Origin of the sequence: Amycolatopsis sp. NBC_00355 (assembly GCF_036104975.1) — a bacterium.
Lineage (GTDB): Bacteria > Actinomycetota > Actinomycetes > Mycobacteriales > Pseudonocardiaceae > Amycolatopsis.
Map to the genome: position 1 here is coordinate 3084358 of NZ_CP107982.1, position 24721 is coordinate 3109078.

Genomic DNA, 24721 nt, shown 5'->3' on the forward strand with positions numbered 1-24721 from the left:
CTCCTTTGCTCACGGGGAACGGGGTTCACAGGTCCGCGCCGGTCGTGGTGACGGGCGGGCGCCAGGCGAGCAGCTTCTTTTCGAGCAGCCCGATGAAGCCTTCGGTGATCAGCGCGACCGCGGCGATGATGACCATCGCGGCGAACACGCCGTTCGGGTTGAAACTGCCCTGGGCCTGCTGGATCAGCAGGCCCAGACCGCGCTGGGCCCCCAGGAACTCCCCGACGATCGCGCCGATCAGCGCGAAGCCGAAGCTGATGTGCATGCTCGCGATGATCCAGGTGAACGCCGAGGGCAGGACGACCTGGCGGGTGACCTGGCCGCGGGACGCGCCGAGGATCCGGGCGTTGGCCATGTAGCTGCGGTCGACCTCGCGGGTGCCCTGGTAGGCGTTGAAGAACACCGCGAAGAACACCAGCACGACCGCGAGGGCCACTTTGGACTCGATGCCCAGCCCCAGCCAGACCAGGAAGATGGAGCCCAGCACGATCCGCGGGATCGAGTTCATGATCTTGATGTAGGGCCCGAAGATCTGCGACAGCAGCCGGACCCGGCCGAACGCGACCCCGCAGGTGACGCCGAGGACGAGCCCGATCCCGAAGCCGAGGAACGCTTCTTCGAGTGTGACGCCGATCTGTTCCCAGATGGTCCCGGCATCCGTCCCGTGCTGGAACCAGTCCCCCAGCTGGCGCACGATGGCGCTGGGCTGGCCGAAGAAGAACGGATCCAGGATGTTCACGTCGGTGGCGAGTTCCCAGGCGCCGAGGAAGACGACCGCGACGGCGACCCGCGCGACGTTCACCAGGACACGCCGCCGCCGCGCCCGGGTCCTGGCGGTGGTTTCCTCGAGGGCGCCGGCCGATTCCTCCGGGGCGGCGACGCGGGCCGTCACGACGCGGCCTGCGTGGTGGTGCGGGCGTAGGCGAGCTGGACCTCGTCGCGCAGGGACGTCCAGATCTGCCGGTACAGCTCGACGAAGCGTGGCTGGAACCGGATCTCCTGGACCGTGCGCGGCCGTGGGAGGTCGATGTCGTAGACGGCCTTCACGCGGCCCGGTCCGGCGGTGAGGACGACGACCTTGTCCGCCAGTGCGATGGCTTCCTCGAGGTCGTGCGTCACGAAGATGACCGTCGGCCGGGTCAGCTGCCACAGCTGCAGCAGCTCGTCGGACATGATCGAGCGGGTCTGCACGTCCAGCGCGCTGAACGGCTCGTCCATCAGCAGGATGCCGGGCTCGTTGATGAGCGACTGGGCCAGCGCGACACGCTTGCGCATGCCGCCCGAGAGCTGGTGCGGGTAATGGCCTTCGAAGCCGGTGAGCCCGACCCGGCGCAGCCAGTCACGGGCGCGGGCCTGGACGTCCCGCTTCTCGCCGCCGCGCCACAGGGGCCCGGCGCACACGTTGCCCAGCACGGTCTTCCACGGCAGGACGGCGTCGTTCTGGAAGACGAACCCGACTTTCGGGTCGATCCCGGTCACCGTCTCGCCGTCCACCAGCACTTGCCCGGCGGACGCGCGTTCGAGCCCGGAGACGAGCGTCAGCGTGGTCGACTTGCCGCACCCGGTCGGGCCGACGACCGCGCAGAACTCGCCGGCGCCGATGTCGAGGTCCAGGTCGGCCAGCGCCGTGTACATCCGCCCGGACGGCGTGGCGAACCGCTTCGTGACGTTCCGCAGCCGGATCGCCGTCGGAGGTGAAGTGTCCATGGGCCGGGGACCCTAGGTTCGGCTCGTCGCCCGGCGACAGCGTTGTGCGGCTTTGGCCCCTTACTCGCGTATCTGCGGGTTCTGCGCGTTCTGCCAGCCCTGTTTCCCTTGCGTTAGCACTCGGTGGAGGACACTCCCGGGATCGTCGACGCGAGGAGGCCGCCGTGCGCCATCCCAGGGCACTCTCGTCGTTGATCCTCGGGTACGTGCTCGCGATCCTGGTCGTGACCATGGTGCTCGGCTTCGCGCTCTACACCCAGGTCACCCGGGACCTGCTGGACCGCTACAGTGAGCGTCAAGCCCTGTCGGTGGCCGAAGCGGTCGCCGCCGACCCGGTCGTCCGCGCTGGGATCGCCAGCAGCGACCGGACGGGCACCGTCCAGCGGGTCGCCGAGGACGTGCGGGCCGCGACCGGCGCCGCCTACGTCGTGGTGATCGACCGAGACGGGATCCGGCACTCCCACCCGAACCCCGCGCTCATCGGCCGGCGGATCGAAGAGCCGGTGATCGCCCTCGACGGCCGGAGTCACGTCGGCCTCGACCCCGGCAGCCTCGGCGACTCGGCCAACGGCAAGGCCCCGCTGCGCGCGCCGGACGGCACCCTGGCCGGCGAGGTGTCCGTCGGCATCCTGGAAACCGATGTCTCCCAGCACTTCTGGGCAGAAGTACCGACGCTCCTGCGCTACACCGGCGCGGCGCTGCTGGCCGGGACGCTGATCGCGCTCGTGCTCGCCCGGCGGCTCAAGCGGATGACGTTCGGCCTGGAGCTGCACGAACTGGCGTCGCTGCTGCAGGAGCGGGAAGCCACGCTGCACGGCATCCGGGAAGGCGTGGTGGCTTTCGACCGTCAGGGCCGGCTCACGATGGTCAACGACGAGGCGCGCCGGCTGCTGCGGTGGCGGAGCGCGGAGCTGGGCCGGCCCCTCGGCGACGTCGTGCCGGAGGGCCGCCTGCGCGAGGTGCTCGGCGGCACCGGCGACGGCATCGACCAGATCGTGCTCACCGACGAGCACCTCCTGGTGGCGAACCGGATGCCGGTGCGGGTGCGCGGGCGCGACGTCGGGTCGGTGGTGACGCTTCGGGACCGCACCGAGCTCGAGGCCCTGCTGCGCGAACTCGACAGCGTCACCGGGCTCACCGACGCGCTGCGCGCGCAGCAGCACGAGTTCTCCAACCGGCTGCACGTCCTGTCGGTGCTGATCGGGATGGGCGACCAGGAGGAGGCGGTGGCCTACCTCGACGAGATTTCCGCGGGCAGCGCCGGCCAGGCCGAGGAGCTGCGCTCCCGCATCGCGCCGGCGTCGCTCGCCGCCCTGCTGCTGGCCAAGATCACCATCGCGGCGGAGAAGGACGTGCGGCTGACGGTGTCCGAAGACTCGCGGCTCGACCGGCCAGGCGCCACCCCGGACGCGCTGCGCACGATCGTCGGCAACCTCGTTGACAACGCGCTCGACGCCGTCGCGGACTCCCCCGCGCCGCGCGAGGTCGTGGTTCGCCTGACCTGCGACGACGAAGCGATCGCCTTGTCCGTGACCGACAGCGGCCCCGGGGTCCCCGCCGAGCTGGCGGAGCGCGTCTTCCAGGACGGCTACACCACCAAGCCGTCGCGCGGCGGGCTGCCCCGCGGCCTGGGGCTGGCCCTGGTGCACCGGCTGGTCGTCCGGCTCGGCGGCGTGATCGCGGTGACGCCGGGCCCGGGCGGCGCGTTCACCGTGCGGCTGCCCGTCCCCGCCGTGGAGGCCCGATGATCCGGACGCTGGTGGTGGACGACGACTACCGGATCGCCAAGGTGCACGCGGCCGGCGTCGGCCGGGTCGACGGCTTCACCGCGGCCGGGGAGGCACATTCGCTGGCCGAGGCGAGGGCCCTGGTCCGGACGCTCCGGCCGGACCTGCTCCTGCTGGACCTCTACCTGCCCGACGGCCACGGCCTCGAGCTCATGCGGTCGCTGCACGAGGCCGTGCCCCGTCCCGACTTCATCGTCATCACCGCCGCGCAGGACATCGACAGCGTCCGGCAGGCCATGCAACTGGGCGCGGTCTACTACCTCGTCAAACCGTTCGGGTTCGCCCAGCTGCGGGAGCAGCTTGCCGCGTACGGCCGGCTGCGCGAAAGCCTGGCCGGGATCGACGTCGCGAACCAGGAGACCGTCGACACCCTCTTCGGCCTCCTGCGCGGCCCGGCCGTCCACCAGGCCGACCGGCGGCGGCTGCCCGCCACCATGGCCCAGGTGCTGGCGCGGGTCCGGACCGCGCCGCATGCCCTGTCCGCGACCGACGTGGCCGAGCAGCTCGGCGTCAGCCGGGCCACGGCGCAGCGGTACCTTGCCGACCTCGTGCGCCGCGGCCTGCTGGACCTCAGCCTGAACTACGGCACGACGGGCCGCCCGGAACACCGCTACCACGTGGCCCGCCGATGATCACCGACGTGGTTACACCGCGAGCGGCAACCGGCCGGGCCGGACGCGGCGCCAGGCCACCACCAGGAACACGATCAGCCCGGCGAACGGCAGTGACCCGACCGTCCAGCTCAGCGCCAGCGGCGGGCCCGGCTGGTCCAGGATCGTGATGTCGCCGAGGTTTCCCTCGCCGTGCCCCTGCGGGCCATCGATGGCGAACCCGAAGCGGTAAACGCCCGCGGTGTCGAACGACTTCACGTCCAGGCCCCACGAATCGAGCTTGCGCGGGTGGCGGACCAACGGCCGGGTGTGCTCGTCGGACTTGACGCCGGGGCCGTCCACCAGCAGAGTGCCGGACTTGCCCGCGATCCCGCCGCCGGGCAGGAACGTGAAGTCCAGCGACTGCATCGCCCGGATCGGCCAGACCGAGAACCCGACGGTGACGCTGTAGGGACCGGCCTGGACGTGTTCGGTGTGGACGATGTCGACCGGGGCGTAGGCCATCGCCGGCGCTACTCCGGCGAAGGTCAGCGTGAGGACGGCGAGGGCGGTGACGACGAGACGCCGGGTGCGCGAGGTCATCGGGCTTCCTTGGAGGTCGGGGTGAGCGCGTCGAGCATCGTGGTGAACCGGCCGCCGAGGAACCCGGCGAGCACGCCCAGCGGGAGGCCGAGGATCGCGACGAGAGCGAACTCGGTCCCCGAGATCTCCGACGTGGGGTCGGTCAGGATCTGCTGCAGCGGCAGGCCGATGGCCACAACCAGCCCGGTCACCGCACCGGCCAGGAGCACGACCCGCCGGGCGTCCAGACCGCGGCGTCGGGTCCGGTGCAGCAGCACCTCGACCAGGACGGCCGCGACGATGAGGAACATCGGCATCGCGCCGGGCAGATCCGGCGGCTGCGCGGTGAGACCGTCGCGCAGCGGGAGCCCGACAGCGGCGGCGTAGGTCTCCGCGGCCCACGGGGAGAACCACCACAGGAACGCCTGCAGGACCCCGAGAACCACGGCGATCGCGATCGCCGAACCTGGCCGCCGCAGCAGCGTCGCGCCGATGACGAGCAGCAGCGGTGAGAAGAAGATGATCCCGATGATCGTCGGGTCGATCGGCAGCGGCAGGTTCTTGAGCGCGTTGGCGGGGATCGGCGCGAATGTGATGAGGATCGGGATCGAGCCCACGACACCCCAGTGGCCCCAGCGCTCGTCGCGGGCGGCGGCGAACACGATGATGCTGCCGATCATGGTGACGGTGATCGACAGGAACAGCGCGACGTGCGACGGGGTGTTCAGCACGGCGTCGAAGCCGTAGATCGAGTGCCACACCAGGTCGAGCAGCCCGTACAGCAGGAACGACGCCGCGCCGATCCCGGAGACCAGATAGCCCAGGGGCGCGGTGAAGACGCCGCCGAACACGCGCACGGGCGTGCCGCCGGTCGTCCGGGGCATCGGCCTGCCCGCGCGCTGGGCGGCGGTCGCCAGCAGCACCATCACCAGGCTGGCGATCCCGGACAGCGCGCTGCCGCTGTAGAGGGCCAGGTGCGACAACGTGAAGAAGGTGTCCGGCCCGACTTCGGTGTGCCACTGGATGTCCCAGCTCAGCCCGGCCGTGGTGATCACCGTGCCGAGGAAGACCGTCCAGGCGCCGGCCTGGGCGGCGGTTCCCGTCCGGGTGCGCGCGGCCGTGCGGCCGCCGTCGGGTAGTGCTGCCGAGATGTCCATCGTCGTGTCCTTTCGGGGTTTCAGCTCGAGACGGGGAGGAAAAGCGTGAGGTGGTCCGCGCCGACCGACAGCAGCAGCTGCCAGGAGCCGGCCATCATCAGCGGCACGCCGTCGGCGTGGTAGCCGCCACCGCCGGTGGGCGCGGCGGTGATCGGCGGGCCGGTGTGGCCCATCTGCGGCATCACCGGCTGGATCCGGACGGTGGCGCCGCCGACGGGGCGGCCGGCCGGATCGGTGACGTCGACGTCGACGGACGTGGTGCCGGGCCGCGGGTTCGCCACCGTGGCCGTGACCGAGTACCGCGCCGACGCGGCGTGCAGCACGGCGGGACCGGCCGGGCCGGGCCGCAGCACCACCACGAGGACGGCGACTACGGCGACCGTCACGGCGACGCCGGCCGCGAGCCCGCGGCGGTTGCGGGTGGGCGTGGTCGTCACGGGGTCTCCTGGGGCTCGGGGGCGACGTCGAGCACGACCGGGACCGTGAGCACGGTGTAGCGGCGTTCGACCTGGATCCAGAGGCGGTACCGGCCGGGCACCGGGAAGGTGTAGGTGAACGGCACGTCCGGCCCGTAGGCCGCGACGGTCTCGTCAGGGGCGCTGTCACCGTTGATCGGCGGCAGACCGGCCATACCGGGCCGCGACGGGTCCATTGTGGATGTCGAGCCCATCGCGTGGACGTGTGCCCACACCGGCGCCACCTGCGCGGCCGCGCCCACCGGCGCCGCGGCCGGCAGCGGGCCGGCCAGGATCAGGTGACCGGCCATCCCCAGCCAGGGCTGCAGGTCGTCGGTGTCGCCGACCCGGGCGGTCACGGTCGCCGGCTCCCCCGCCGCCGGCGGCGTCGTCGTGACGGCGATCCGCGTGCCGCCGACCTCCGTCGCCCCGGTGAGCTGCGCGGCGCTGAGCCGGACAGGCTCCGGGCCAGGCGTCACGGCGGAACCCGCGACGTCGAACCCCGCGGCGGCGCGCACCAGCTGCACTCCGCCGCCACGCCGGACCAGTTCGGCCGACAACGCGTAGTGCCCGGACGCCGGCGGAGTGACGTGCAGTTCGTAGTGGCCGGGGCCGGTCCGGATCGGGTGTTCGTGCCACAGCTCGCCGTCCGGGCCGACCAGCAGCAGGTGGACCAGGGCGCTGTCGTGGACGACCAGGTCGTCGACGGGCAGACCGGTCGACCCGTCGGTGAGGGTCAGCCCGAGATCCGCGGCCCGTCCGGCGACCGGAGCGTCGTCCACGGTAAGCACCACAGGCGGCCGCGAGTAGTCCCCGGTCATCGGCTGGGTCAGCGCGTACGGATCGGTGACGTTGGCGACCGTCGGATCGAGCTGGGTACCGGGTTGCGGCGGCAACGGCAGCGACGCCGAGAGCACCGCGGCGGTCACCGCGACCGCCAGCCCGGCCACCACACCGCCGGCCGGGAGCACCGCCCACGCCGTCCGGCGAGCCCGCGTCGCCGTCACGACAGAGACGAGGAGCAGCACCCCCGCAGCGAGGAAACCGCCGTACACCAGGCGTTCCGGCGGCGAGATGACCTGAACGGGCACCACGAACGGGATCCGGGCCGTCCGCACTCCGTCGCCCAAGGCCAGCTCCCACGGGCCGGCGCGGTCGACGTCCACGATGGCGCTGTAGGACCGCGGTTCCGCGCCGAGGTCGACGGTCGCTCTGGCCGCCGGCCCGCTTTCGGCGCTCGACCGGGCCACGACGGTGAGCCGGCCGGGCGCCGTCCCGGCGTGGGTGATGACGTCGACGTGCAGCGGGCCGGGAACGCTGGTCACCCGCCGGAGCACGACCGTGAGCTCGCGGTCGCCGAGCGTCTGGGCCACCGTGACGTCGCCGCCCGAGGACGGGGAGTCGGCGTGCGCCATCGGGCTCGCGATGAGCAGGAAGGCCAGGCACCCGGCCGGCACCAGCGCCCGGTAACTCGGAAAGTGCGTCACGGCAGGAGCTTCACGAAAGCTTCCTTACAGGACCCTTTCAGCCGGTAAAGGCGCTTTTGCCGACCTGCGGTGATACTGGGCCGATGCGGATACTGGTGGTCGAGGACGAGGAGGCCATGGCCGCGTCCCTCGCCTGGGGCCTGCGGGCGGAGGGGTACGTCGTGGACGTCACCGCCGACGGCCGGGACGCCCTGTGGCAGGCGCGCGAAACGGCCCACGACGTCATCGTCCTCGACGTCATGCTGCCCGGGCTGGACGGCTACCAGGTCTGCCGCCGGCTGCGCGCCGACGGGCTGTGGACGCCGATCCTGATGCTCACCGCGATGGACGACGACCTCGACCAGGCCGAAGGCCTCGACTGCGGCGCCGACGACTACCTGGTCAAGCCGTTCTCCTACCCGGTCCTGCTCGCTCGGCTGCGGGCGCTGACCCGGCGCGGGCTCGGCCGGCGTCCCGCGATCCTCACCGCCGCCGGGCTGCGCTTCGACCCGGCCGGGCGCACCGTCGTCCACGACGGCGTCGACCTGGACCTGACCAGCCGCGAACTGACTGTCCTGGAGTATCTCCTGCGGCGCCAAGGGCAGGTGGTGTCGAAGTCCGAGCTGCTTGACCACTGCTGGGACACCGCCTACGACGGCGGGCCGTCGGTCGTCGAGGTGACCGTCCACCGGCTGCGCCGGAAACTGGACCGTCCCGGCGGCGCCGACGTGATCCACACCCTGCGCGGCCAGGGTTACCTCATCCGGGACGACGCCGATGACCGGTGACCGCCCGCGGTGGCGCACCCTGCGGGTCCGGCTCACGATGGTCGCCGGGCTCGTCATCACGGCCGCCGTCGTCCTCGGGATCGTCCTGCTGTACCTGCTGCAGGTCCAATCCGTCGACCGCACACTCGACGGCCAGCTGCGCGCCTACGCGGTCGAGATCACGGAATCCGCGTCGACCGGCAGCTGGCCGCGGCTGCTGGCGCCGTCCACTTTGGACGCCGATGCCGAAGCCCAGGTGCTCGCGCCGGACGGGCACGTGCTCGCCGCGACCCGCACCCTGACCGGCCTGCCCGCGATGTACACCGTCGCGCGCGACTCCGAGACACCCCAGCGCACGAGCGCCGCCGACGGGATCATCCCCGACGACGTCCGGGTGATCGCCGTCCACCAGATCGTCGGCGGGCAGCTGGTCACGATCCTGGCCGGCACCCCCACCGGGTTGCTGACCCAGCTACGCGAGGCGTTCACATCCAACCTGCTGCTCGGCTTCCCCGTCATCCTCATCGTTGCCGCGGCCACAGTCTGGGTGATCGTCGGGCGGGTGCTGCGGCCGGTCGAGCAGATCCGGCACGCGGTCACCGAGATCACCTCCGCCGACCTGTCCCGGCGGGTGCCGGAACCCGGCACGCCCGACGAGATCGGCTCGCTCGCCCGGACCATGAACGACATGCTCGGCCGCCTGGAGAACTCGGCCGGCCGGCAGCGGCGCTTCGTCGCCGACGCCTCCCACGAGCTGCGCAGCCCGCTCGCGGCCATCCGCACCACGCTCGAAGTCGGGCTCGCCCACCGCGACCGGGCCCCCTGGCCCGAAATCGCCGAGCGGGCCGCCCGGCAGTCCGACCGGCTCGAGACCGTCATCGAGCAGCTGCTGCTGCTCGCCAGAGCGGACGAACACCAGCTGGCGGCGAACGTGTCCGATGTGGACGTCGACCGGCTGCTGCGCGACATCCACGACAGCACCCCGGCCGGCCACCTGGCGATCGATCTGGAACCACCAGGCGTCACCAAGGTCCCGGGCCACGCCGACCACTTGGAGCGACTGTTCCGCAACGTGCTCGACAACGCCGTGCGGCACGCGGAGACGACTGTCCGCATCAGCACAACGACCACGGACGGGCGGGTCGTCACCGAGATCGCCGATGACGGGCCGGGCATCCCGGCCGAAGACCGCGAACGGGTCTTCGATCGCTTCGTCCGACTCGACGGCAGCCGCGACCGTGCGAGCGGCACGAGCGGGCTCGGCCTCGCCATCGCGCGGGAAATCGTTACCGCTCACCGCGGAGGCATCCGCGTCGCCGACACCGAGGGGCGCGGAACCACGGTCGTCATCTGGCTGCCACGCCACGAACCGGAGCCGTGAGGGTCAGTCCCGGCCGAAGCCGTGGCGCTCGACGCCTTCGCCGTCGAAGCCGTGGAACGCCGCCACGGTCATGGCGGCCAGGAAAGCCAGCAGCACCAGCGCGATCGTCAAACGTCGACGCCGCGATCCGAGGGCGCTCCCGCGGGCGAGCAGGGTCCGGGCTTCCGCCGCGAACTGCCGGCCGATCGCTTCGAGGATCGGCCGCCATCCCGATACGGCGACAGGCGACGGTTCGGGCAGGTCCGCTGTCAGCGCGTCGAGGTCGTGGCGAAACTTCACCGCGTAGAGCCGGGTCATGCGTTCGTCGACCTCGTCCATCGACAGGCGCCCTTCGCCCGCCGCCGCGTGCAGGCGGGCACGGGTCTGTTCCCGCTCCGCGTCGGAGCAGCGCACGCCGGACTGCGGGAGATCCTCGCCCGGGATCGTCCGGTGTGCGGTGGTTTCGGTCATGCTGCACCTCGTCTCGACGTAGAGCTCTGGCGTGTCCCGGCCGGCACCGCGGTGTCGAGGCTAAGGACCCGGATGCTCGCTACCGGTCAAAGAATGGTTAGCGCGAGGCAAGAACGCCCGGTCGCCGCTGGGAAACCGGTCATCGAGCGGAGACCACGGATCGTTCGCCGACGCCGACCAGCGGTCGCAGTCCGCCGCCCCGAAGGTGGTCGACCAGTGCCGTCATCGGACGTCGGAGCGGCAGGCCCAAGCACGCCACCAGCGCGCCGAGAACAGCTCCGGCAAGTACGTCGTGCGGGTAGTGCGCGCCCAGGTACAGGCGCGAAAACGCGACCAGCAGGGTGAGCGCGAGCGCGACCAGGCCGGTGCGGCGCGCGGCGAACAGCAAGGCGACGGCCGCGGCGACGGCAAGCGTGACATGGTTGCTCGGGAACGAGTAGTCCGTGGCGTAGTCGCAGATCGCCACCGTGGGCATGGCCGGATACCGGATGCACGGCCGCGGCTCCCGGACGAGGACCTTCACGAGGTTGCTCACGCCGTAGGCCAGTACGACGGCGAGCGGCACCCACAGCGCGGCCGCCATGCGAGGCGCGTCCCGCGGCCGCATCCGCCACCACGTCACCACCGCCAGGAGAGCGAGCAGCACCAGGCCCACGTTGGTGTAGATCGCCATGAACCCCTGCAACCACGGGGTTTCCCGGGCGAACCCCAGCACCGCCAGGTACCAGCTGCCATCGATTGCCCCGCCGTCCACGCGAGTGCCCCCTTCCACTGTACATCTACAGTCTTCTAGAAATTCTACTCCAGTGTAGATGTACGACACGGCGTTCTTGGCCCACGTTAATCTACAAACCCGTAGAACTTCGGCATCGATCGAAGGAGAAGCATGGCGCGCATCATGATCGTCTCCGCCCGGTTCGGCGCCGGGCACGACCGGGCCGCGTACGCCCTGGCCGACCGGTTGAGCGCCCACGACGTCGAGGTCCTCGACTTCCTGGACCTCCTGCCACCGGCACTGGGCGGCCGGCTGTGCCGGCTGTACCGGCGCCAGCTGCAAACGGCCCCGCGCAGCTGGGACTGGACCCTGCGCGCCCTGAACAGCCCCCGCACCGCCGGCCTGGCCCGCCGGGCGGCCACCCTGGCCTGCCGCAGGCTGCGCGGCGCCCGGACCGACCTGGCCGTCTCCACCTACCCGCTCGCGACGCACGCCCTGGCACACCTGCGTGACCGCGGCGAGCTGAGCGCCCCGCTCGCGGTGTACCTCACCGACCCCGCCGTGCACCGCGTCAGCGTCAGCGGCGCCGCGGACCTGCACCTCGCGCCGAACCACCTGGCCCGGCAGCAGGCCCTCACCCTGGGTGCCCGCGTGGCCGCGGTCGCGGCTCCGCTGGTCGCGTCCGCTTTCCGGTCCGCGACCCCGCCCGAGCGGCACCAGGCCCGCCGGACTTTCGGGCTGCCCGCGGACGGGCGGCTCGCACTCGTCACCGCCGGCTCGTGGGGCGTCGGGCAGGTCCGCCGGACCGCCCACGACGTCGCCCGCTCCGGCGTCGCGACACCGGTGGTGGCCTGCGGCAGCAACACCGCCCTGCGCGACCGGCTGCGCGCCGAGGGCCTGGCCCACGTGTTCGGCTGGGTCGAGGACATGCCCGGCCTGATGCGCGCGGTCGACGTCGTCGTCCAGAACGCCGGCGGGCTGACCAGCTCGGAAGCCCTCGCGGCCGGCCGGCCCGTGCTCACCTACCGGGCCCTGCCGGGCCACGGGCGAGCGAACGCCGCCGTCCTGGACCGGCTCGGCCTGGCCCGCTGGGTCCGCGACCCCGCCGACCTGCCCGCCGCGCTGTCCTGCGAACACGAGCCGGCCACCACCGCCCAGCCCGCCGAAGACCCGATCCCGCTGCTCGAGAAGCTCCTGGACCGCGCGTGAAAGCCGTCGCCGCAGCCGCGGCGCTCGCCGCGGCCGCCCACTTCGCTCCCGCCGCGGCCTTCCTGCCCGGTCCCCGGCGCGCCTTCCTGCCGCGGCTGGCCGGGATCGGCGTCCCCGGGCAGGTCGCCCTGACCTTCGACGACGGCCCCTCGCAGACGTCGACCCCGCAGTTCCTCAGCGCCCTCGATCGCCACGGCATCAAGGCGACGTTCTTCCTGCTCGGCGCCCAGGCTCAGTGCGCCCCGAAGCTGACCAGGGCCATCGCCGAGGCCGGGCACGAGATCGGCGTCCACGGCTGGGACCACCAGTGCCTGCTGCGCAAGACCCCCGGCCGCACCCACCGGGAACTGCTCGGCGCCCGCGACCTCATCGAGACCCTCACCGGCGTCCGGCCCCGCTGGTTCCGGGCACCCTACGGCGTCTTCAGCACGGCGTCGCTGCTCTCGGCCCGGAGCCTCGGGCTCACCCCGGTGCTGTGGAGCACGTGGGGCTTCGACTGGACCGAAGGCTGCACCCCGGCGTCCATCCACCGCAAGGTCATGCGGAACTTCGGCGACCGCGGCACGATCCTGCTGCACGACAGCGACGTCACCACCGGCAACGGCGCCTGGCGGGCCACGCTCGGCGCGCTCCCGTCGATCATCGCCGACGCGCGCCGCCGCGGCGTCCACCTCGGCCGGCTGGGTACGACACTTCTGTAGAATGCGGCCATGAGGATGCAGCGGGACGAAGGCGCGCGGCGGGCTCCCGGCGCACTGGAGGCGGAGGTCCTGGCGATCCTGTGGGAAGCCGACGGCCCGTTGGCCCCAGCAGACGTCCAGGAGCGGCTCGAGGGTGACCTCGCCTACACGACCGTGGTGACGATCCTCTCGCGCCTGCACGACAAGGGCGTCGCCGCCAGGGAGAAGCAGGGCCGGTCGTTCCGCTACCACGCCGTCGAGGACGAGCCCGGGCTGGCGGCGCGGCGGATGAGCAAGGTGCTCGACAACGAGCCGGACCGCCGCAGCGTGCTCGCCCGCTTCGTCTCCAATCTGTCCACATCGGACGAACGCGAGCTGCGAAAGCTCCTGGGCAAGCCCCGTACCGGGGGATGAGCCGTGGACCTCGACGTCTGGATCCCGCTGCTGCTGCCCTTGGCCGCATGGCCCTTGGCGCGTCTCGTCGCTCCCCAGCTCTCACCCCGTGAGGCCAGCTGGCTGCTGACCGCCGGCTGCCTCGTGCTGGCCGCGGGCAGCACCATCACCTTGGCGTTGCAGGCCTTCGCCGGCCTGACGCTCATCCCGGCGGTCGCGCGCGCCGGGCACTGGTCACCCGACGTGCTGCGCGGCTTGGACCCGATCAACCTCCCGGCGTCGGCCGTCTGCGGTCTGCTGCTCGCCGGGCTCGCCGTCGCGTTCGTCCGCGCCGCGATCGGCTACACCCGCTGGATCCGCGCCCTGACCCGGGAACTCGACGACCACAGCCGCGAACCGGGCGTGGTGATCCTGCCCGGCGCCGAGCCGGTGGCGTTCGCCGCACCCGGACGCGGCGGCCGAATCGCGATCTCCAGCGGCATGCTCAGCGCCCTCTCCCCGCGCGAACGCACCGCCCTGCTCGCCCACGAACGCGCCCACCTTCGCCTGCGCCACCACCACTTCCTCGTCGCCGTCACCCTGGCCGGCACGCTGAACCCGCTGCTGCGCCCGCTCTGTGCGGCCGCCCGGTTCGCTCTGGAGCGCTGGGCCGACGAGGCCGCCGCCGAGCACGTGGGCGACCGCACGGTGGTCGCCCACGCCGTCGCCAAAGCCGCCCTCGCCGGACAGTCCCGGCCGACGTTCGCCCTCGCCGCCACCGGCGGCCCGGTCCCCCGCCGCGTCAAGGCACTGCTGACAGCTCAGCGTCGCCAGCTCCCGGCCGCAGTACTCGCGGCCACGCTGGTCTTCGGCACCACGGCGTGGTCCGCCGAAACCGCGCTGGACTCCGTCACCGACCTGCACAGCACCATCGAATCAGCAATGACTGGGCACAAGTCCGACTGACCGTACGGCTCCCATCCGAACATTGCGCGTACTACTTGACGCGTAGTAGCGTTCGGGCGATCGAAGGGCCGCAAATGCCGAACGACGCCCTAATCCTCGCGCTCTACGCGCTGACCGACGGCCCGCTGCACGGGTACGCCATCAACATCACGATCGACGAACTGACCGGCGAGCGGCTGGGGCCGGGTAGTCTCTACGGCGCCTCGCCCGCTTAGAGGCGAAAGGGCTGATCGAAGCCCTCGACGGCGAAGGGCGTCAGCGCCCGATGCGGATCACCAACCAGAAGCGCACCGTCCTGGAGCGCGAGCTGCGGGCCATGGCCCGGGTGGCCGACGCGGGACTTCGACGGCTCGGCGTGCGGCCGGCATGACCGTCGCCCAGGGGCTGGTCCGGCTCTACCCGCGTGCGTTCCGGGACGGCTGGGGCGCCGACCTGGTGGCGGAGGTCGGAACAAGCGACCGCGGGCCCGGCTGAACCTGCTCGCGAACGCGGCCGACATGTGGCTGCACCCCGCCGTCTGGCCCGCACGCTCGGCTGCTCAGCGTCAAGCCCAGGTCGTCGCGATGGCAGTGATCGTGATGGGCATCGGCTGGTTCGCCGCGCACCTGATGATCGAGGACACCCGCAGCCTTCCCCGGATACTCGACGTCTGCGCGGTCGCGGTGATCACCGGTCTGCTTCTCGCCGCGCCGCGCCGCGGCCGGCTCCGGCCACGCTGATGACCATCGGACGACGGCTCCTGCTCCGACTCGCCGGTCCCGCTGCGCTGGGCATCACCGTCGTCGCCGTCGTCCACGGCACCTTCACCCTGCCGATCCGGCTCACGCTGCTCCTCTGCTGGTGGGGTTCCTGGGGCCTAGCCGTGATCCAGGTCGCCGCGACGTTGGCGTTACTGGAGCGCAATCTGCCGGGACGCCCCGAGAACAGTTCAGCGCGTCCTTCTGGTTTCTACGTGACCTGCCCGGACACCGTCACCTATGACTGGGCCACAGCCACACTGAAGGACAACACCGGCGGCACGACGAGTACGCCGCTGGACAAGACCTGCACCAATGGTGCGGGCTGGAAGCAAATCACCGCCGCGGTCACGGCCGGACGCAGCTACACCCTCACCCTGTCCAGCCACGACGACAACTACGCCGGCGACGCGACCTACACCCTCTACGACGACGTCACTCTCAGCGGCAGCACGCCCCCGCCGCCTGGGCTGACCCAGATCAGCTCCGACCCCTACAGCACAGCCAGCACGCAGCACACGACCGCGGCGGCACCTGACACTTTCGCCTGGAGTAACACCATGGTCGCCGCCACCCAGGTCGGCCGCTACTCCGACGGCGGAGCCGACAACATCGGCTGGGCCACCTCCGCCGATAGTGGAACCACATGGCAGCAAGGGTTCCTGCCCGGCATCACAACCGCCGCGAGCGGACAGCGGGCCCGGGTGTCGGATCCCTCGGCCGCCTACGACGCCAAGCACGGCACCTGGCTGGCATCCGGGCTGTTCATCGACTCCGCCGTGAACGGGCGTGGTGTGCCGAGCTCCCGCTCGGCCGACGGCCTGACCTGGTCCAACCCCGTCATCGCGGCAAGAAACAACAGCGCGAGCTACGACAAGGAATGGATCGCCTGCGACAACACCGCAAGCAGCCCGCACTAAGGCAACTGCTACGCCGAAGTCGACATCACCAGCAGCGGCAACCAGATCGTCATGGTCACCAGCATCGACGGCGGCCAAACCTGGTCCTCAGAGTCATCCCCGGCCGACACCCCGTCCGGCCTAGGCGGGCAGAGCCACTGGCGCAGCCCAACGGCACCGTGGTGATGCCCTACTCGGCAAACCAGAGCGCGGCCGCGAACGTGTCGAGCTGGCTGGCCAACTCCTGGTGTCGCGGCAACGCCCATGCCCGTCGGCTCGTATGAAGGCAGAGCCTCGGCGGATCATCAGTTGCCGTCCTCGTCGCCGCGGCGGCCGGTTACGCACTTCGCCGGGTTGTCCCGCAGGCAGACCTTGCCGCCGGCGACCCGCAGACCAGCGTCATCGAACGCGGTGGTCCAGTTACCGGCGATCGCCTTCTGCGCGGTGGCCAGCGGGACCAGGCCGGAACAGACCGCGCTGTGCAGCTTGTTCTCGACGGCGTCTTTCGGGTTCGGGATCTTGCCGGGCTCGACCCAGAGGTTGGCCGGATCGGCGAGGGCGCCCCCGAGTTCCAGGCTGACGAGGTGGTCGAGCTCGCCCTCGGTCGTGGTCGGCAGTCCGTAGGCCGTGTCGAGCTGCTTCTTGAGCTTGCCGGTCACCGACGTCGGCGGCCGGACGGTCGAGGTCCAGCCGGACTTGCAGATCGTGTCGGCGATGGTCGCCTGACTCACCGCAGGGTTCACGGTGCCCGGCGTACAAGCCGGATCCGGCAACGACTGGCCGTTGTGACTGCCCAGCTTGCAGGTACCCGCCGCGGGCACCTTCGCGTCCGCCGACGACGCCGCCAGCCCGCTGGCTGCAGTGGGAGCCGGGGCCGAGTCGCTGGTTGCAGCGTGGCCGAGGTTGCAGGCCGCAGCTGTTGCAAGCAGTGCGGCCGCGAGCAATCCAGCGGCGACGCGGCGGGACAGCCGGGCCGGAGCCGTGGTTGTGTAGTCGCTGCTACAGGACATGGATGCTCCTTGAACGGTGGGGTTTCGCGGTGTCGCGCCGATTTTGCGTTACGCAGGACGCCTCGCGCGGGAGGCAGGGTCCTCATCGGCTCGTGTCGTACCACGCGCTGCGGACGGTAGCCGCAGTTTCGACCGGCATCCCGGGCTTGAGCCGACACCCGACCAGCCGTTCGCACGGCCATTGCCTACCGGACAGCCGCTCCGATGTGTAGCGCAAGCTCAGGAGGTTCGGGCGGCCACCGGCTCAAGCCAGCGCCGTCCGAACTCGGCGCCGCTTCACCGCCAGGAACACCCACAGCCCGGCGAACAGCCACAAGACTCCCGCCCCGACCCAGCCAGACGCGTCCTCGGGCGGGTCCATCGCCATGCCCGCCGTGGCCAGCAGCGCGACCACCCCGAACACCGCCGCCGTGATGAACAAGACCTTCGACGCCCGCTTCGCCGGGGCCGCCGCCGCGGACGCCGAGACCGGGATCTCCTGCGGTTGACGCACTGTCTGTGGCACTGTCCGATGTGGCCCCACCGCCGCGTCGATCGTCGCGATGAGCGCTGGGGTGAGGCCGGTGACCAGCGTCGGTTCGATGTGGACCGAGCGGCCGTCCGTGCCGATCAGACGGCGAGCGCCGTCGGGCCAGGCGAGCATCGCCGCGCACTCGGTGAAGCGGACCGTCGATACCCCTTCCGGTGTCTCGACGCTGCAGCCCTCGGGCCCGACCACCAAATGCGTGTTCTCGGCCGGAAAACGGTTCCCGGCGATCGCCGACGGCGAGAACCGGGAGATCTCCGCATACCCGGCCCAGTCCGCCGAACGGCCATGCGGGACCCGCAGCAGCACCGACGCGCACGCCTCCGCCGCCACCGCCTGCACCTGCTCGAACCCGACCGCGCGCAGCTCGGCGATGCGCTCCTCCGTCGAAAGCAGGGGTGCACCGGACAGCAACCGGGCCGCGTGGTCGGGCAGGCGCGCCACATCCGCGTCGGCGCCGTACAGCGCCGACTCGGCCTGCGAGCGCACCGTCTCGACGTCGCGCGGGTCGATCCGGCCGATCTTGACCTGAGCCAGGACGTCGATGACCCCACCGACCACCGCGGCCTGCGTGTCCGGCAACGCGTCCGCCACGCCCAGCACCTCGGCGAAGTGGTCGCCGCGCGCCTGGTACGACGTCGTCGCCTGGTAGGAATAGCCGCCCTCCTGGCGCAGCGCACGGAACAGTTCGCGTTCCAGGACGTTCGCGAACACCTGAGCCGCCACTCCCCGGCGCACCAGCGCGCTGAAACCGACGCTGCCCTCGCCGTGGGTGAAGTAGGCGGGCGTCGTGACCGAGGCCGCCGGCCGCGGTGGCACTGGCCGGTGGACGCCCGAGGGCAGCGGCAGCCGCAACCCGGCGGGGACGTTCTCGCCCGCCACCCACAGCGCGGCATTTTCGCGGGTGAACCACGTGCGGGCCCAGTGCGCGACCTCGGCGGGCCCCAGCTGTGGGACGCCGAGCTCGAGGTAGTCGCTCAGCCCGTAGCCCTGGGCGCCGTACCGGTGGCGGAAGAGCAGGCCCGTTCCACCGCGCCGGGACTCCTCGGTGCGCAGGATCGACTTCTCCGTCTCCAGCCTGTCCATCGGCAGGTCGCCGAGCGCCGCGCAGACGCCCGCGAGGAACGAGACCACGTCGGACTCCGAGCCCTCCATCTCGAAGTACGTGTGGTCGGGTCCCGTCGCGCCGCCGTAGTGGTGCTCGCCGAGCCCGACCCGGTGCAGGGCCAGGTGCTCGACCAGGTGCGTGATGCCCGCCGTCGCCAGCGTTTCGTCGGCCCGGCCGACGCGGAAGACCAGGCCGGCGCTCAGCGGGCCGGCTCTCTTCGCCGCCACGGCGGGGATTCCGTCGACCTCGAACGTGGACAGCATGGTTCAGCCCTTCGCGAGCGCGCGGTCCCGGTGCCGCGCGAGCGCGACGACCGGATCGGGGAGGTAGGACCAGGGGATTTCGCTGGCGCGCCCGTCGAGTGCGCGGAAGTGCGCGGCGGCGCGCGGGAGGTCGCCGATCAGGCTGAACGCCATGGCGAACGTGCTGTGCGCGACGACCCGGCCGAACCGCGTGTGGTACGCCGGGTGCAGCACCGACGTCATCGCCGCCGCGGTGATCTCCTCCCGGACGCCGGGCTGCCGCAGGTACTCACCGCCGGCCTCGGAGCCGAGCTCCAGCCAGTGCTCCAGGTGCAGCTCGGGCACCAGGACACCCTGCGGGTCGCCGGGCCGGGCCACGTCCGTGCACTCGCGGAGGAAGGCGTGCGCGGCGTCCCAGGAACCGCCCCATTTCGGGCACAGCTGCTGGAGCAGGTTGCGCTGCCCGGCCAGGACGCCGGGGTGGTGCGCGGCCAGCCGGTCGTAGCGGCGCCGGGTCTCGCTCTGGCCGAGCCCCAGACCGCGCGAGGTGGTCATCCGCAGCCACCAGGCCGGCGCGTTCGCCGGCTCGCGGGCGGTGACGTCGATCAGGAGATGTTCGGCGTACCGCAGCTGCTCGTGCATCCCGGCGAACTGCTCCCGCCTGACGTGCACGGCGCGCGCCGACGTCCGGATCGTCCACCCGCGCTGGACGAAGTGGGCCGCGAGCAGCACGCGGGGCAGGCTGGAGCGGGGCTCCCGCCGGATCGCGGCCCGGAGCATCGGCTCGGCCGAGGGCACCGCCATCGTGACGGTCACGCCGAAGCTCTGCTCGTCGGGAGTGGTGAACCGGGTGAAAAACCCCGAAACGGTCGACCAGTCGCCCGTTTCCACCGCGGACCGCAGCACACCGGCTTCCGGGTAGGCGGCGGCGACATCAAAAACCGGCGCCGTTCCGGTGGAGGTCATGGAAATTCCTTTACCAGCAGGGAAGGAGAGATCCGAACTCTACTTCGCCCGGCCGGCCGGACCGAGGGCGGCCGGGCGGAAGAACCCGACTCGGCGGCCCTCGTGAAGATCAGCCGCAGATGGTGTCCGTCGGAGACGGAGGTCTCGCTCACGGCGAAGGAGTCACCGGTCGACTATGTCACCGAGGACTTTGCAGACCACCCACCTACCGTCCCCGTGTGAGGTCCGATGCGCCCGGTGACGGAAGCAACGACCAACGACCGGGCGACACCACCAGCTATCACGGTCGAGCACGGACAAGCCAGACGTTGCCGCCCGGCTTCATCCCTGCGGTCCAGCCATTAATGGCCGCCCGCCTCTACTCGCCGCGCGAGGCTCGGCGGCGAGACCAGACGCCGGCGTCCGTGACGTAGCGGACGAGGAGCTGAGCGAACCGCGCGCTCCTCGGGCGACCAAGCCGCGGTGATGTCCTCAAACGCCGCGCGCTGGTCGGTGGCGAACCGGTTTCGCTCGGCCTCACCACGATCGGTGAGCTCGAGCACGGTCCGGCGGCCGTCGGCCTGGGACGCCGCCCGCCGCAGCAGGCCCTCGGCAATGCAGGCCGCGACCGTCCGGCTGGCCACCGGCTGCGCGACACCCATCTCCGCGGACTGCCTCACCCACCGCGGGCTAAGGGCTGTCTCGTAACTGGCGTTGTGGTTGGTGGGGTTGGTGTTGCGTCAGTCGGTGAGGATGAAGTTGTGCAGGTTCGCGATTCCGGAGACGGTGTCGGCCAGAGTGCTTGCCGCACGGCGGTAGTCTCGGAGGATCGTGAAGTTCTTCATCCGGGACAGCACGTGCTCGACCCGGGCCCGGACCTTGCGGTGGGTGGCGTTGGGATCTTCCTTCCACTCGGGCAGGTCGCTCCCGTCGCGGGGTTTGCGGTAGGGCATGACCACCTCGGGAATACCTTGGTAGCCGCCATCGGCCATGTCCGGCCGGCCGGCGAGTTGCTCGGCGATGCCGCAGGCGCGGTAGACGGTGCAGTCGTTGCGGCTGCCCGGCTGCGGGTCGCCGGTGGCGATGACCAGCCGGGTTTCGGCGTCGATCGCGACCTGCACGAAGGTCCGAGTAGCGGTAGTTCTTCGACGGGGTCGCCAGCCGGTGATCGCGGGTCGGGACCAGGGTGCCGTCCACGATCGCGACCGCATCCACCCGGCGTGTGCGGACCGGGGCCAGGGTCAGCAGCGGGCCGATCGTGTCGATCACCCGATGCGCCGCGGAATGCGACACCCCGAACAGTGGCCCGATCTGGCGCATCGTCAGGTTCGTCCGCCAGTACGTCGCGACCAGCAACACCCGGTCTGCCAGCGGCAACGCCCACTGCCGGCCCGGGCGACCGTCCGCGATCTCGTCCCCCGCCTCGCTTCGCGACCAGCCGCACCAGCTTGCGGAACTGGCCTGGTTCCAGTCCGGTGAACGGGGCGATCCACTCCGGCCGCGACGCTGTGATCACCTACACCACACCAACATGATCGACCATCGACCCCGCCAGTCCGGCACCGGGTTACGAGACATCCCTTAGGGCTGGAAAAGTACTTCCGGATTATTCGGCGAGGGGCCGTCCAGCAGCGGACAGTGGATCCCCTTCAGCGTCTGGTCGAAGAACGCTGTCACGTACTCACGGGTGATCACCACCCCGCGTTCCGGGGAGAGGGGCGACGTCGGGAACCCGGCCTCCTCCTGAAGCAGGTCCAGGTCGGCGAAGCTGAAGTGGTCGGCGCCGGCGACCGTCAGCCACTTCTTGTAGCCGCCGAGGGCGGCCCAGGCCTGCTCCCACACGGTGTAGTCGCCGCCGCCGGGCGCGTGGTTGACGGCCGCACCCAGCATGAGGAGCGGCCGGTCGATCTGGCCGGGCATCGGGGCCGGGTGGAAGGTGCCGTCCATGTTCACTCCGGCCCGTACTCGCGGGTCGGCGATCATCGTGGCGGCGGCCGCCGCTCCGCCGAGAGAGTGTCCGGCCATGCCGATCTCGTGCTTGTCGATCAGGTGTGCCAGGCGCCACGCGGTATTGCCGTGCGTCAACTGGTCGATCACGAAGGACACGTCCAGCGCGCGGCTGGCGGCGACGGAGTCGAAGTCGAGCGCCGGGTCATCGCAGATCGCGCACGGCGGCGTCTGGCCGTTCGCCAGCGTCTCGCCGCTGTCCTCGTAGGTGTGCCCGACGAGCGCGACGACGTAGCCGTGACTGGCCAGGTCGGTCGCGAGCGAGGTGAGCGTCATGCGCGGGTCCTCGGACGCGGGTGAGAGAACCACCAGCGGATACTTGTCCCGCTGCGGCCGCGCGCCGTCGAAGGCATGAGTGGTGACGCTGGAAAGGTTCTTTGGGGTGACACCGGAACTCGCCGGTAACTTCGAGTGCTGGATGGCTCCGGCCGCCTCGGCGAGGGTCATGTAAGGGGCCGGAGCCCCGGTCCCGAGGACGGCCGGGTAGACCACCGTGACGGTCAATTGGCGGGGGCCGGACGACGGCACCCACGGGTCGAGACGGCTTGCGTCGGTGAGGTGGATGACGTCCTCGCCGGCGGCGTAGGGGCCACTCGGCGCGGGGAGCGTGCCCTGGAAGGACCGCGTGGGCGCGGTGGCCGTGGCCGGTGCGGTGTCGAACGCGTGCATGGCCACCGGTGTGGCCGACGGTGCGGTCGTAGCGGCGAACCCGGCGCCGGTTCCGGTGACCAGGGCGGCGAGCGCCAGCACCGCGACAGCGCTGATACGGCGATTGCGTTTCATGGGATCGACGCTAGGTTCCGCAAGAGGAGGGTGCCATGAACCCTGTACCCGATCTCATGGTGAACCTAGTACCCCCGGCCGTAGAACTTGATCTTGGCCCGTGGGCGGACAGCATCTAGGGTCGGTAGGTCGGCTTCTGCTTGCCGCCGGCAGGTAGGCCGGGCCCCGTGGAACAGGCACTATGCCCCGGTGAGCATCGTCATCGAGTTCTTCGTGGCACCGGACGCAGAAGCTGCCGCTGCTGTCGCGGAGGGTCGTCCGACGGGGTTCTTCGAGTCCCTGACCTTCGGCAACGTCGATGTGGAGAAGGCTCTGACCGGGTGGGAGGGCATCTTCACCGGTCGAAGCTTTGAGGAAGTCCTTGACGACGATATTCCCGAGACTGTTGTCGACCCGGACGACGGCGAGGTCTCCGACCCCGAGATCGCCGTGTGGATCCTGAGCGGCTCGGGCTTGACCCAGTACGCGCGGGCGGTGTCCTCGCGCGGCGGGATGGTCGCGAAGGGGGTTCTTACACTGCTCGATCCTCTCGAGACGGTTCAGCAGGCGGGCGCGTTCGTCCTCCACGAAGCCGGTGCCTTCACCGGACTAGCGATCGAGGCGCCAGATTCTCAGCTCAGCAGTTGCGCCTCGCGACCGGTCGTTCTCCCCGAGTTGACACCGTCCCAGCTCAGCAGTCTGATCGACCTCGAACGCACAATCAGCGGCTACTTAAGACTGGGCGGCAGGACCAGGTCCGGCCAGACTCTGGTCCAGGTGCTCGGTGAGTCGCTCCCACATTGCGGCTGCCCGCCGGTGGCATTGGCGTGGCTCTCTCATGGCATGCGTCTCGCCGAGCACCGCGCGAGGAGTGGCTGAAAAGGGGTTTGTTCTGCTCGAAGTAGCGGTGCCCTCCTTGCTGACATCGTCACGTCGAGGCAAGGAGAACCGCATGCCCGTGATTATCGGGATGGATCCGCATAAGCGTTCAGCCACGATCGAGGTGATCAACGAACGCGGTGACATGGTTACGGTCGGGAAGTTCGGCACTGACCAGCTCGGCTATACGGAAATGCTGTCGGCCGGGCGTCGGTTCGCCGAGCGGGTATGGGCAGTGGAAGGTTGTAACGGCGTCGGCCGGCATATCGCCCACCGGCTGGTCCATGACGGTGAGATGGTGCTGGACGTGCCGGCGAAGTTGTCGGCGCAGGTGCGGGTGTTCGCCACGGGCAACGGCCGCAAGACCGACCCCGTCGACGCGCACTCCGTCGCCTTGGCCGCGTTGCGCGCACCGAACCTGGTCCGAGTCCAGGCCGATCCTGAGCTGGTCGTACTGGGCATGCTCGTCGATCGCCGTGACGAGCTCGGCCGCGCCAGAACTCAGACCGTCAACCGTCTTCACCGGCTGCTGCTGGAGCTGTTTCCCGGCGGTGCGAAGAAGTTCCTGTCCGCGACACAGGCCCGTGCGCTCGTGGCGACGGTCAAACCGCGGGACATCGTGGGCAAGACCCGCCGCCGTCTGATCGTCGAGTTGATCACCGAACTCGAGACGATCGACAAGAAGACCAAGGCCGCGGAAAAGGATCTTCGTGAGCTGGTGATCGCCCGCGGCTCCACGCTGCTCGACCTGCACGGCATCGGCCCGTCCGGCGCCGCGCGGCTGCTGGCCGACGTCGGCGACATCCACCGGTTCGGCAACCGGGATCGATTCGCGTCCTGGAATGGCACCGCACCGCTGGACGCGTCGTCCGGCGAGCAGCAACGGCATCGGTTGTCCCGTGCCGGTAATCGCAGGATCAACCGGACGCTGCACATCATGGGCGTCGTCCAGCTCCGTAATTCCACCGCCGGCCGCGTCTATTTCGATGGCAAGAAAGCTGCGGGCAAGACGTCGATGGAAGCGATGCGGGCCCTCAAACGACGCTTATCGAACGTCGTCTACGCCCGCATGCTCGCCGATCAGAAGCGACGTGAGGCGGCAGGTCCGGGAGGGCACTCGGGGACGACTCTGCGATCCAGCGTGACCGGCCTGACCCCGGACACCGGCCCTTTGGACAAGCCACAACCCGAACCTGCCGCCAGCCAGCCTACCCCCGTCAGAGCCACCCCTTGACATAAAGGGGAGCCATGAGCGGACACCGGGGAGGAAACGGCTGGGAGTCGAGCACCCAACCGTGCGGTTGTACGCAGCGTCACGGTCG

The 24721-nt window shown here is 70.9% G+C and carries 26 protein-coding genes and 1 pseudogene; 13 read left to right on the forward strand and 14 right to left on the reverse strand.

Features of this window, described 5'->3' with window-relative positions:
- Positions 1 to 25 precede the first annotated feature (25 nt).
- A complete protein-coding gene (locus OHS18_RS12960) occupies positions 26 to 892 on the reverse strand; it encodes an ABC transporter permease (RefSeq protein ID WP_328617154.1) in 867 nt (288 codons plus the stop codon).
- Positions 889 to 1707, reverse strand: a complete 819-nt coding sequence (locus tag OHS18_RS12965; RefSeq protein WP_328617155.1) for an ABC transporter ATP-binding protein — start codon at positions 1705 to 1707, stop codon at positions 889 to 891. Before OHS18_RS12965 ends, OHS18_RS12960 begins: the two co-directional genes overlap by 4 nt.
- Before the next feature lie 164 nt (positions 1708 to 1871).
- Here OHS18_RS12965 and OHS18_RS12970 point away from each other — a divergent pair, with 164 nt between their 5' ends.
- Positions 1872 to 3455 (forward strand): sensor histidine kinase, encoded by a 1584-nt coding sequence (locus tag OHS18_RS12970; RefSeq protein WP_328617156.1) that lies wholly within the window; start codon positions 1872 to 1874, stop codon positions 3453 to 3455.
- On the forward strand, positions 3452 to 4126 hold the full coding sequence (locus tag OHS18_RS12975) for a response regulator (RefSeq protein ID WP_328617157.1): 675 nt from the start codon (positions 3452 to 3454) through the stop codon (positions 4124 to 4126). The genes OHS18_RS12970 and OHS18_RS12975 overlap by 4 nt, the downstream gene beginning before the upstream one ends.
- Positions 4127 to 4138: 12 nt before the next feature.
- On the opposite strand, the gene OHS18_RS12980 is transcribed toward OHS18_RS12975, so the two are convergent.
- From OHS18_RS12980 to OHS18_RS12995, 4 genes are read right to left on the reverse strand one after another with little or no spacing between them, the layout of a single operon-like run.
- Entirely contained in the window at positions 4139 to 4687 is a 549-nt protein-coding gene (locus OHS18_RS12980; RefSeq protein ID WP_328617158.1) for a hypothetical protein, read from the reverse strand.
- On the reverse strand, positions 4684 to 5823 hold the full coding sequence (locus OHS18_RS12985; protein ID WP_328617159.1) for a hypothetical protein: 1140 nt from the start codon (positions 5821 to 5823) through the stop codon (positions 4684 to 4686). Before OHS18_RS12985 ends, OHS18_RS12980 begins: the two co-directional genes overlap by 4 nt.
- A gap of 20 nt (positions 5824 to 5843) precedes the next feature.
- Positions 5844 to 6260 (reverse strand): FixH family protein, encoded by a 417-nt coding sequence (locus tag OHS18_RS12990; protein WP_328617160.1) that lies wholly within the window; start codon positions 6258 to 6260, stop codon positions 5844 to 5846.
- Positions 6257 to 7765, reverse strand: coding sequence for a hypothetical protein (locus OHS18_RS12995; RefSeq protein ID WP_328617161.1), 1509 nt, complete (start codon positions 7763 to 7765; stop codon positions 6257 to 6259). The genes OHS18_RS12990 and OHS18_RS12995 overlap by 4 nt, the downstream gene beginning before the upstream one ends.
- A gap of 83 nt (positions 7766 to 7848) precedes the next feature.
- Here OHS18_RS12995 and OHS18_RS13000 point away from each other — a divergent pair, with 83 nt between their 5' ends.
- Positions 7849 to 8532: a response regulator transcription factor gene (locus OHS18_RS13000; RefSeq protein ID WP_328617162.1), complete on the forward strand. Its 684-nt coding sequence runs from the start codon at positions 7849 to 7851 to the stop codon at positions 8530 to 8532.
- Positions 8522 to 9892: a sensor histidine kinase gene (locus OHS18_RS13005; protein ID WP_328617163.1), complete on the forward strand. Its 1371-nt coding sequence runs from the start codon at positions 8522 to 8524 to the stop codon at positions 9890 to 9892. The genes OHS18_RS13000 and OHS18_RS13005 overlap by 11 nt, the downstream gene beginning before the upstream one ends.
- Positions 9893 to 9895: 3 nt before the next feature.
- On the opposite strand, the gene OHS18_RS13010 is transcribed toward OHS18_RS13005, so the two are convergent.
- The gene (locus OHS18_RS13010) at positions 9896 to 10342 is read right to left on the reverse strand and encodes a DUF1707 SHOCT-like domain-containing protein (protein ID WP_328617164.1); all 447 of its coding nucleotides are present in this window, start codon (positions 10340 to 10342) and stop codon (positions 9896 to 9898) included.
- A 139-nt stretch (positions 10343 to 10481) separates the two neighbouring features.
- Positions 10482 to 11096, reverse strand: a complete 615-nt coding sequence (locus tag OHS18_RS13015) for a phosphatase PAP2 family protein (RefSeq protein ID WP_328617165.1) — start codon at positions 11094 to 11096, stop codon at positions 10482 to 10484.
- Between the two features lie 132 nt (positions 11097 to 11228).
- Between OHS18_RS13015 and OHS18_RS13020 the strand changes: the two genes are divergently transcribed.
- The 7 genes from OHS18_RS13020 (at position 11229) to OHS18_RS13050 (ending at position 15941) form a co-directional block, all read left to right on the forward strand.
- Positions 11229 to 12266: an MGDG synthase family glycosyltransferase gene (locus tag OHS18_RS13020; protein ID WP_328617166.1), complete on the forward strand. Its 1038-nt coding sequence runs from the start codon at positions 11229 to 11231 to the stop codon at positions 12264 to 12266.
- Positions 12263 to 12967, forward strand: a complete 705-nt coding sequence (locus tag OHS18_RS13025; RefSeq protein ID WP_328617167.1) for a polysaccharide deacetylase family protein — start codon at positions 12263 to 12265, stop codon at positions 12965 to 12967. Before OHS18_RS13020 ends, OHS18_RS13025 begins: the two co-directional genes overlap by 4 nt.
- A gap of 9 nt (positions 12968 to 12976) precedes the next feature.
- Positions 12977 to 13360 (forward strand): BlaI/MecI/CopY family transcriptional regulator, encoded by a 384-nt coding sequence (locus OHS18_RS13030; RefSeq protein ID WP_328617168.1) that lies wholly within the window; start codon positions 12977 to 12979, stop codon positions 13358 to 13360.
- A 3-nt stretch (positions 13361 to 13363) separates the two neighbouring features.
- On the forward strand, positions 13364 to 14284 hold the full coding sequence (locus tag OHS18_RS13035) for a M56 family metallopeptidase (RefSeq protein ID WP_328617169.1): 921 nt from the start codon (positions 13364 to 13366) through the stop codon (positions 14282 to 14284).
- 74 nt (positions 14285 to 14358) lie between these two features.
- Positions 14359 to 14499, forward strand: coding sequence for a hypothetical protein (locus tag OHS18_RS13040; protein ID WP_328617170.1), 141 nt, complete (start codon positions 14359 to 14361; stop codon positions 14497 to 14499).
- A gap of 348 nt (positions 14500 to 14847) precedes the next feature.
- Positions 14848 to 15003: a hypothetical protein gene (locus OHS18_RS13045; protein WP_328617171.1), complete on the forward strand. Its 156-nt coding sequence runs from the start codon at positions 14848 to 14850 to the stop codon at positions 15001 to 15003.
- A complete protein-coding gene (locus OHS18_RS13050; RefSeq protein WP_328617172.1) occupies positions 15003 to 15941 on the forward strand; it encodes a hypothetical protein in 939 nt (312 codons plus the stop codon). Before OHS18_RS13045 ends, OHS18_RS13050 begins: the two co-directional genes overlap by 1 nt.
- A gap of 284 nt (positions 15942 to 16225) precedes the next feature.
- On the opposite strand, the gene OHS18_RS13055 is transcribed toward OHS18_RS13050, so the two are convergent.
- From OHS18_RS13055 to OHS18_RS13080, 6 genes and pseudogenes are all read right to left on the reverse strand, one after another.
- Complete coding sequence (locus tag OHS18_RS13055; protein WP_328617173.1) at positions 16226 to 16930, reverse strand: hypothetical protein; 705 nt, start codon at positions 16928 to 16930, stop codon at positions 16226 to 16228.
- Between the two features lie 244 nt (positions 16931 to 17174).
- Positions 17175 to 18827 (reverse strand): hypothetical protein, encoded by a 1653-nt coding sequence (locus OHS18_RS13060; protein ID WP_328617174.1) that lies wholly within the window; start codon positions 18825 to 18827, stop codon positions 17175 to 17177.
- A gap of 3 nt (positions 18828 to 18830) precedes the next feature.
- Entirely contained in the window at positions 18831 to 19772 is a 942-nt protein-coding gene (locus tag OHS18_RS13065) for a hypothetical protein (protein ID WP_328617175.1), read from the reverse strand.
- A 341-nt stretch (positions 19773 to 20113) separates the two neighbouring features.
- Complete coding sequence (locus tag OHS18_RS13070; RefSeq protein WP_328617176.1) at positions 20114 to 20413, reverse strand: MarR family winged helix-turn-helix transcriptional regulator; 300 nt, start codon at positions 20411 to 20413, stop codon at positions 20114 to 20116.
- A gap of 78 nt (positions 20414 to 20491) precedes the next feature.
- Positions 20492 to 21267, reverse strand: a pseudogene (locus tag OHS18_RS13075) (transposase family protein).
- A 65-nt stretch (positions 21268 to 21332) separates the two neighbouring features.
- Positions 21333 to 22541: an alpha/beta hydrolase family protein gene (locus OHS18_RS13080; RefSeq protein ID WP_328617177.1), complete on the reverse strand. Its 1209-nt coding sequence runs from the start codon at positions 22539 to 22541 to the stop codon at positions 21333 to 21335.
- 189 nt (positions 22542 to 22730) lie between these two features.
- Here OHS18_RS13080 and OHS18_RS13085 point away from each other — a divergent pair, with 189 nt between their 5' ends.
- Together OHS18_RS13085 and OHS18_RS13090 are read left to right on the forward strand one after the other, a co-directional pair.
- The gene (locus tag OHS18_RS13085; RefSeq protein WP_328617178.1) at positions 22731 to 23399 is read left to right on the forward strand and encodes a hypothetical protein; all 669 of its coding nucleotides are present in this window, start codon (positions 22731 to 22733) and stop codon (positions 23397 to 23399) included.
- Positions 23392 to 24633, forward strand: coding sequence for an IS110 family transposase (locus tag OHS18_RS13090; RefSeq protein ID WP_328615716.1), 1242 nt, complete (start codon positions 23392 to 23394; stop codon positions 24631 to 24633). The genes OHS18_RS13085 and OHS18_RS13090 overlap by 8 nt, the downstream gene beginning before the upstream one ends.
- Positions 24634 to 24721: the final 88 nt, after the last annotated feature.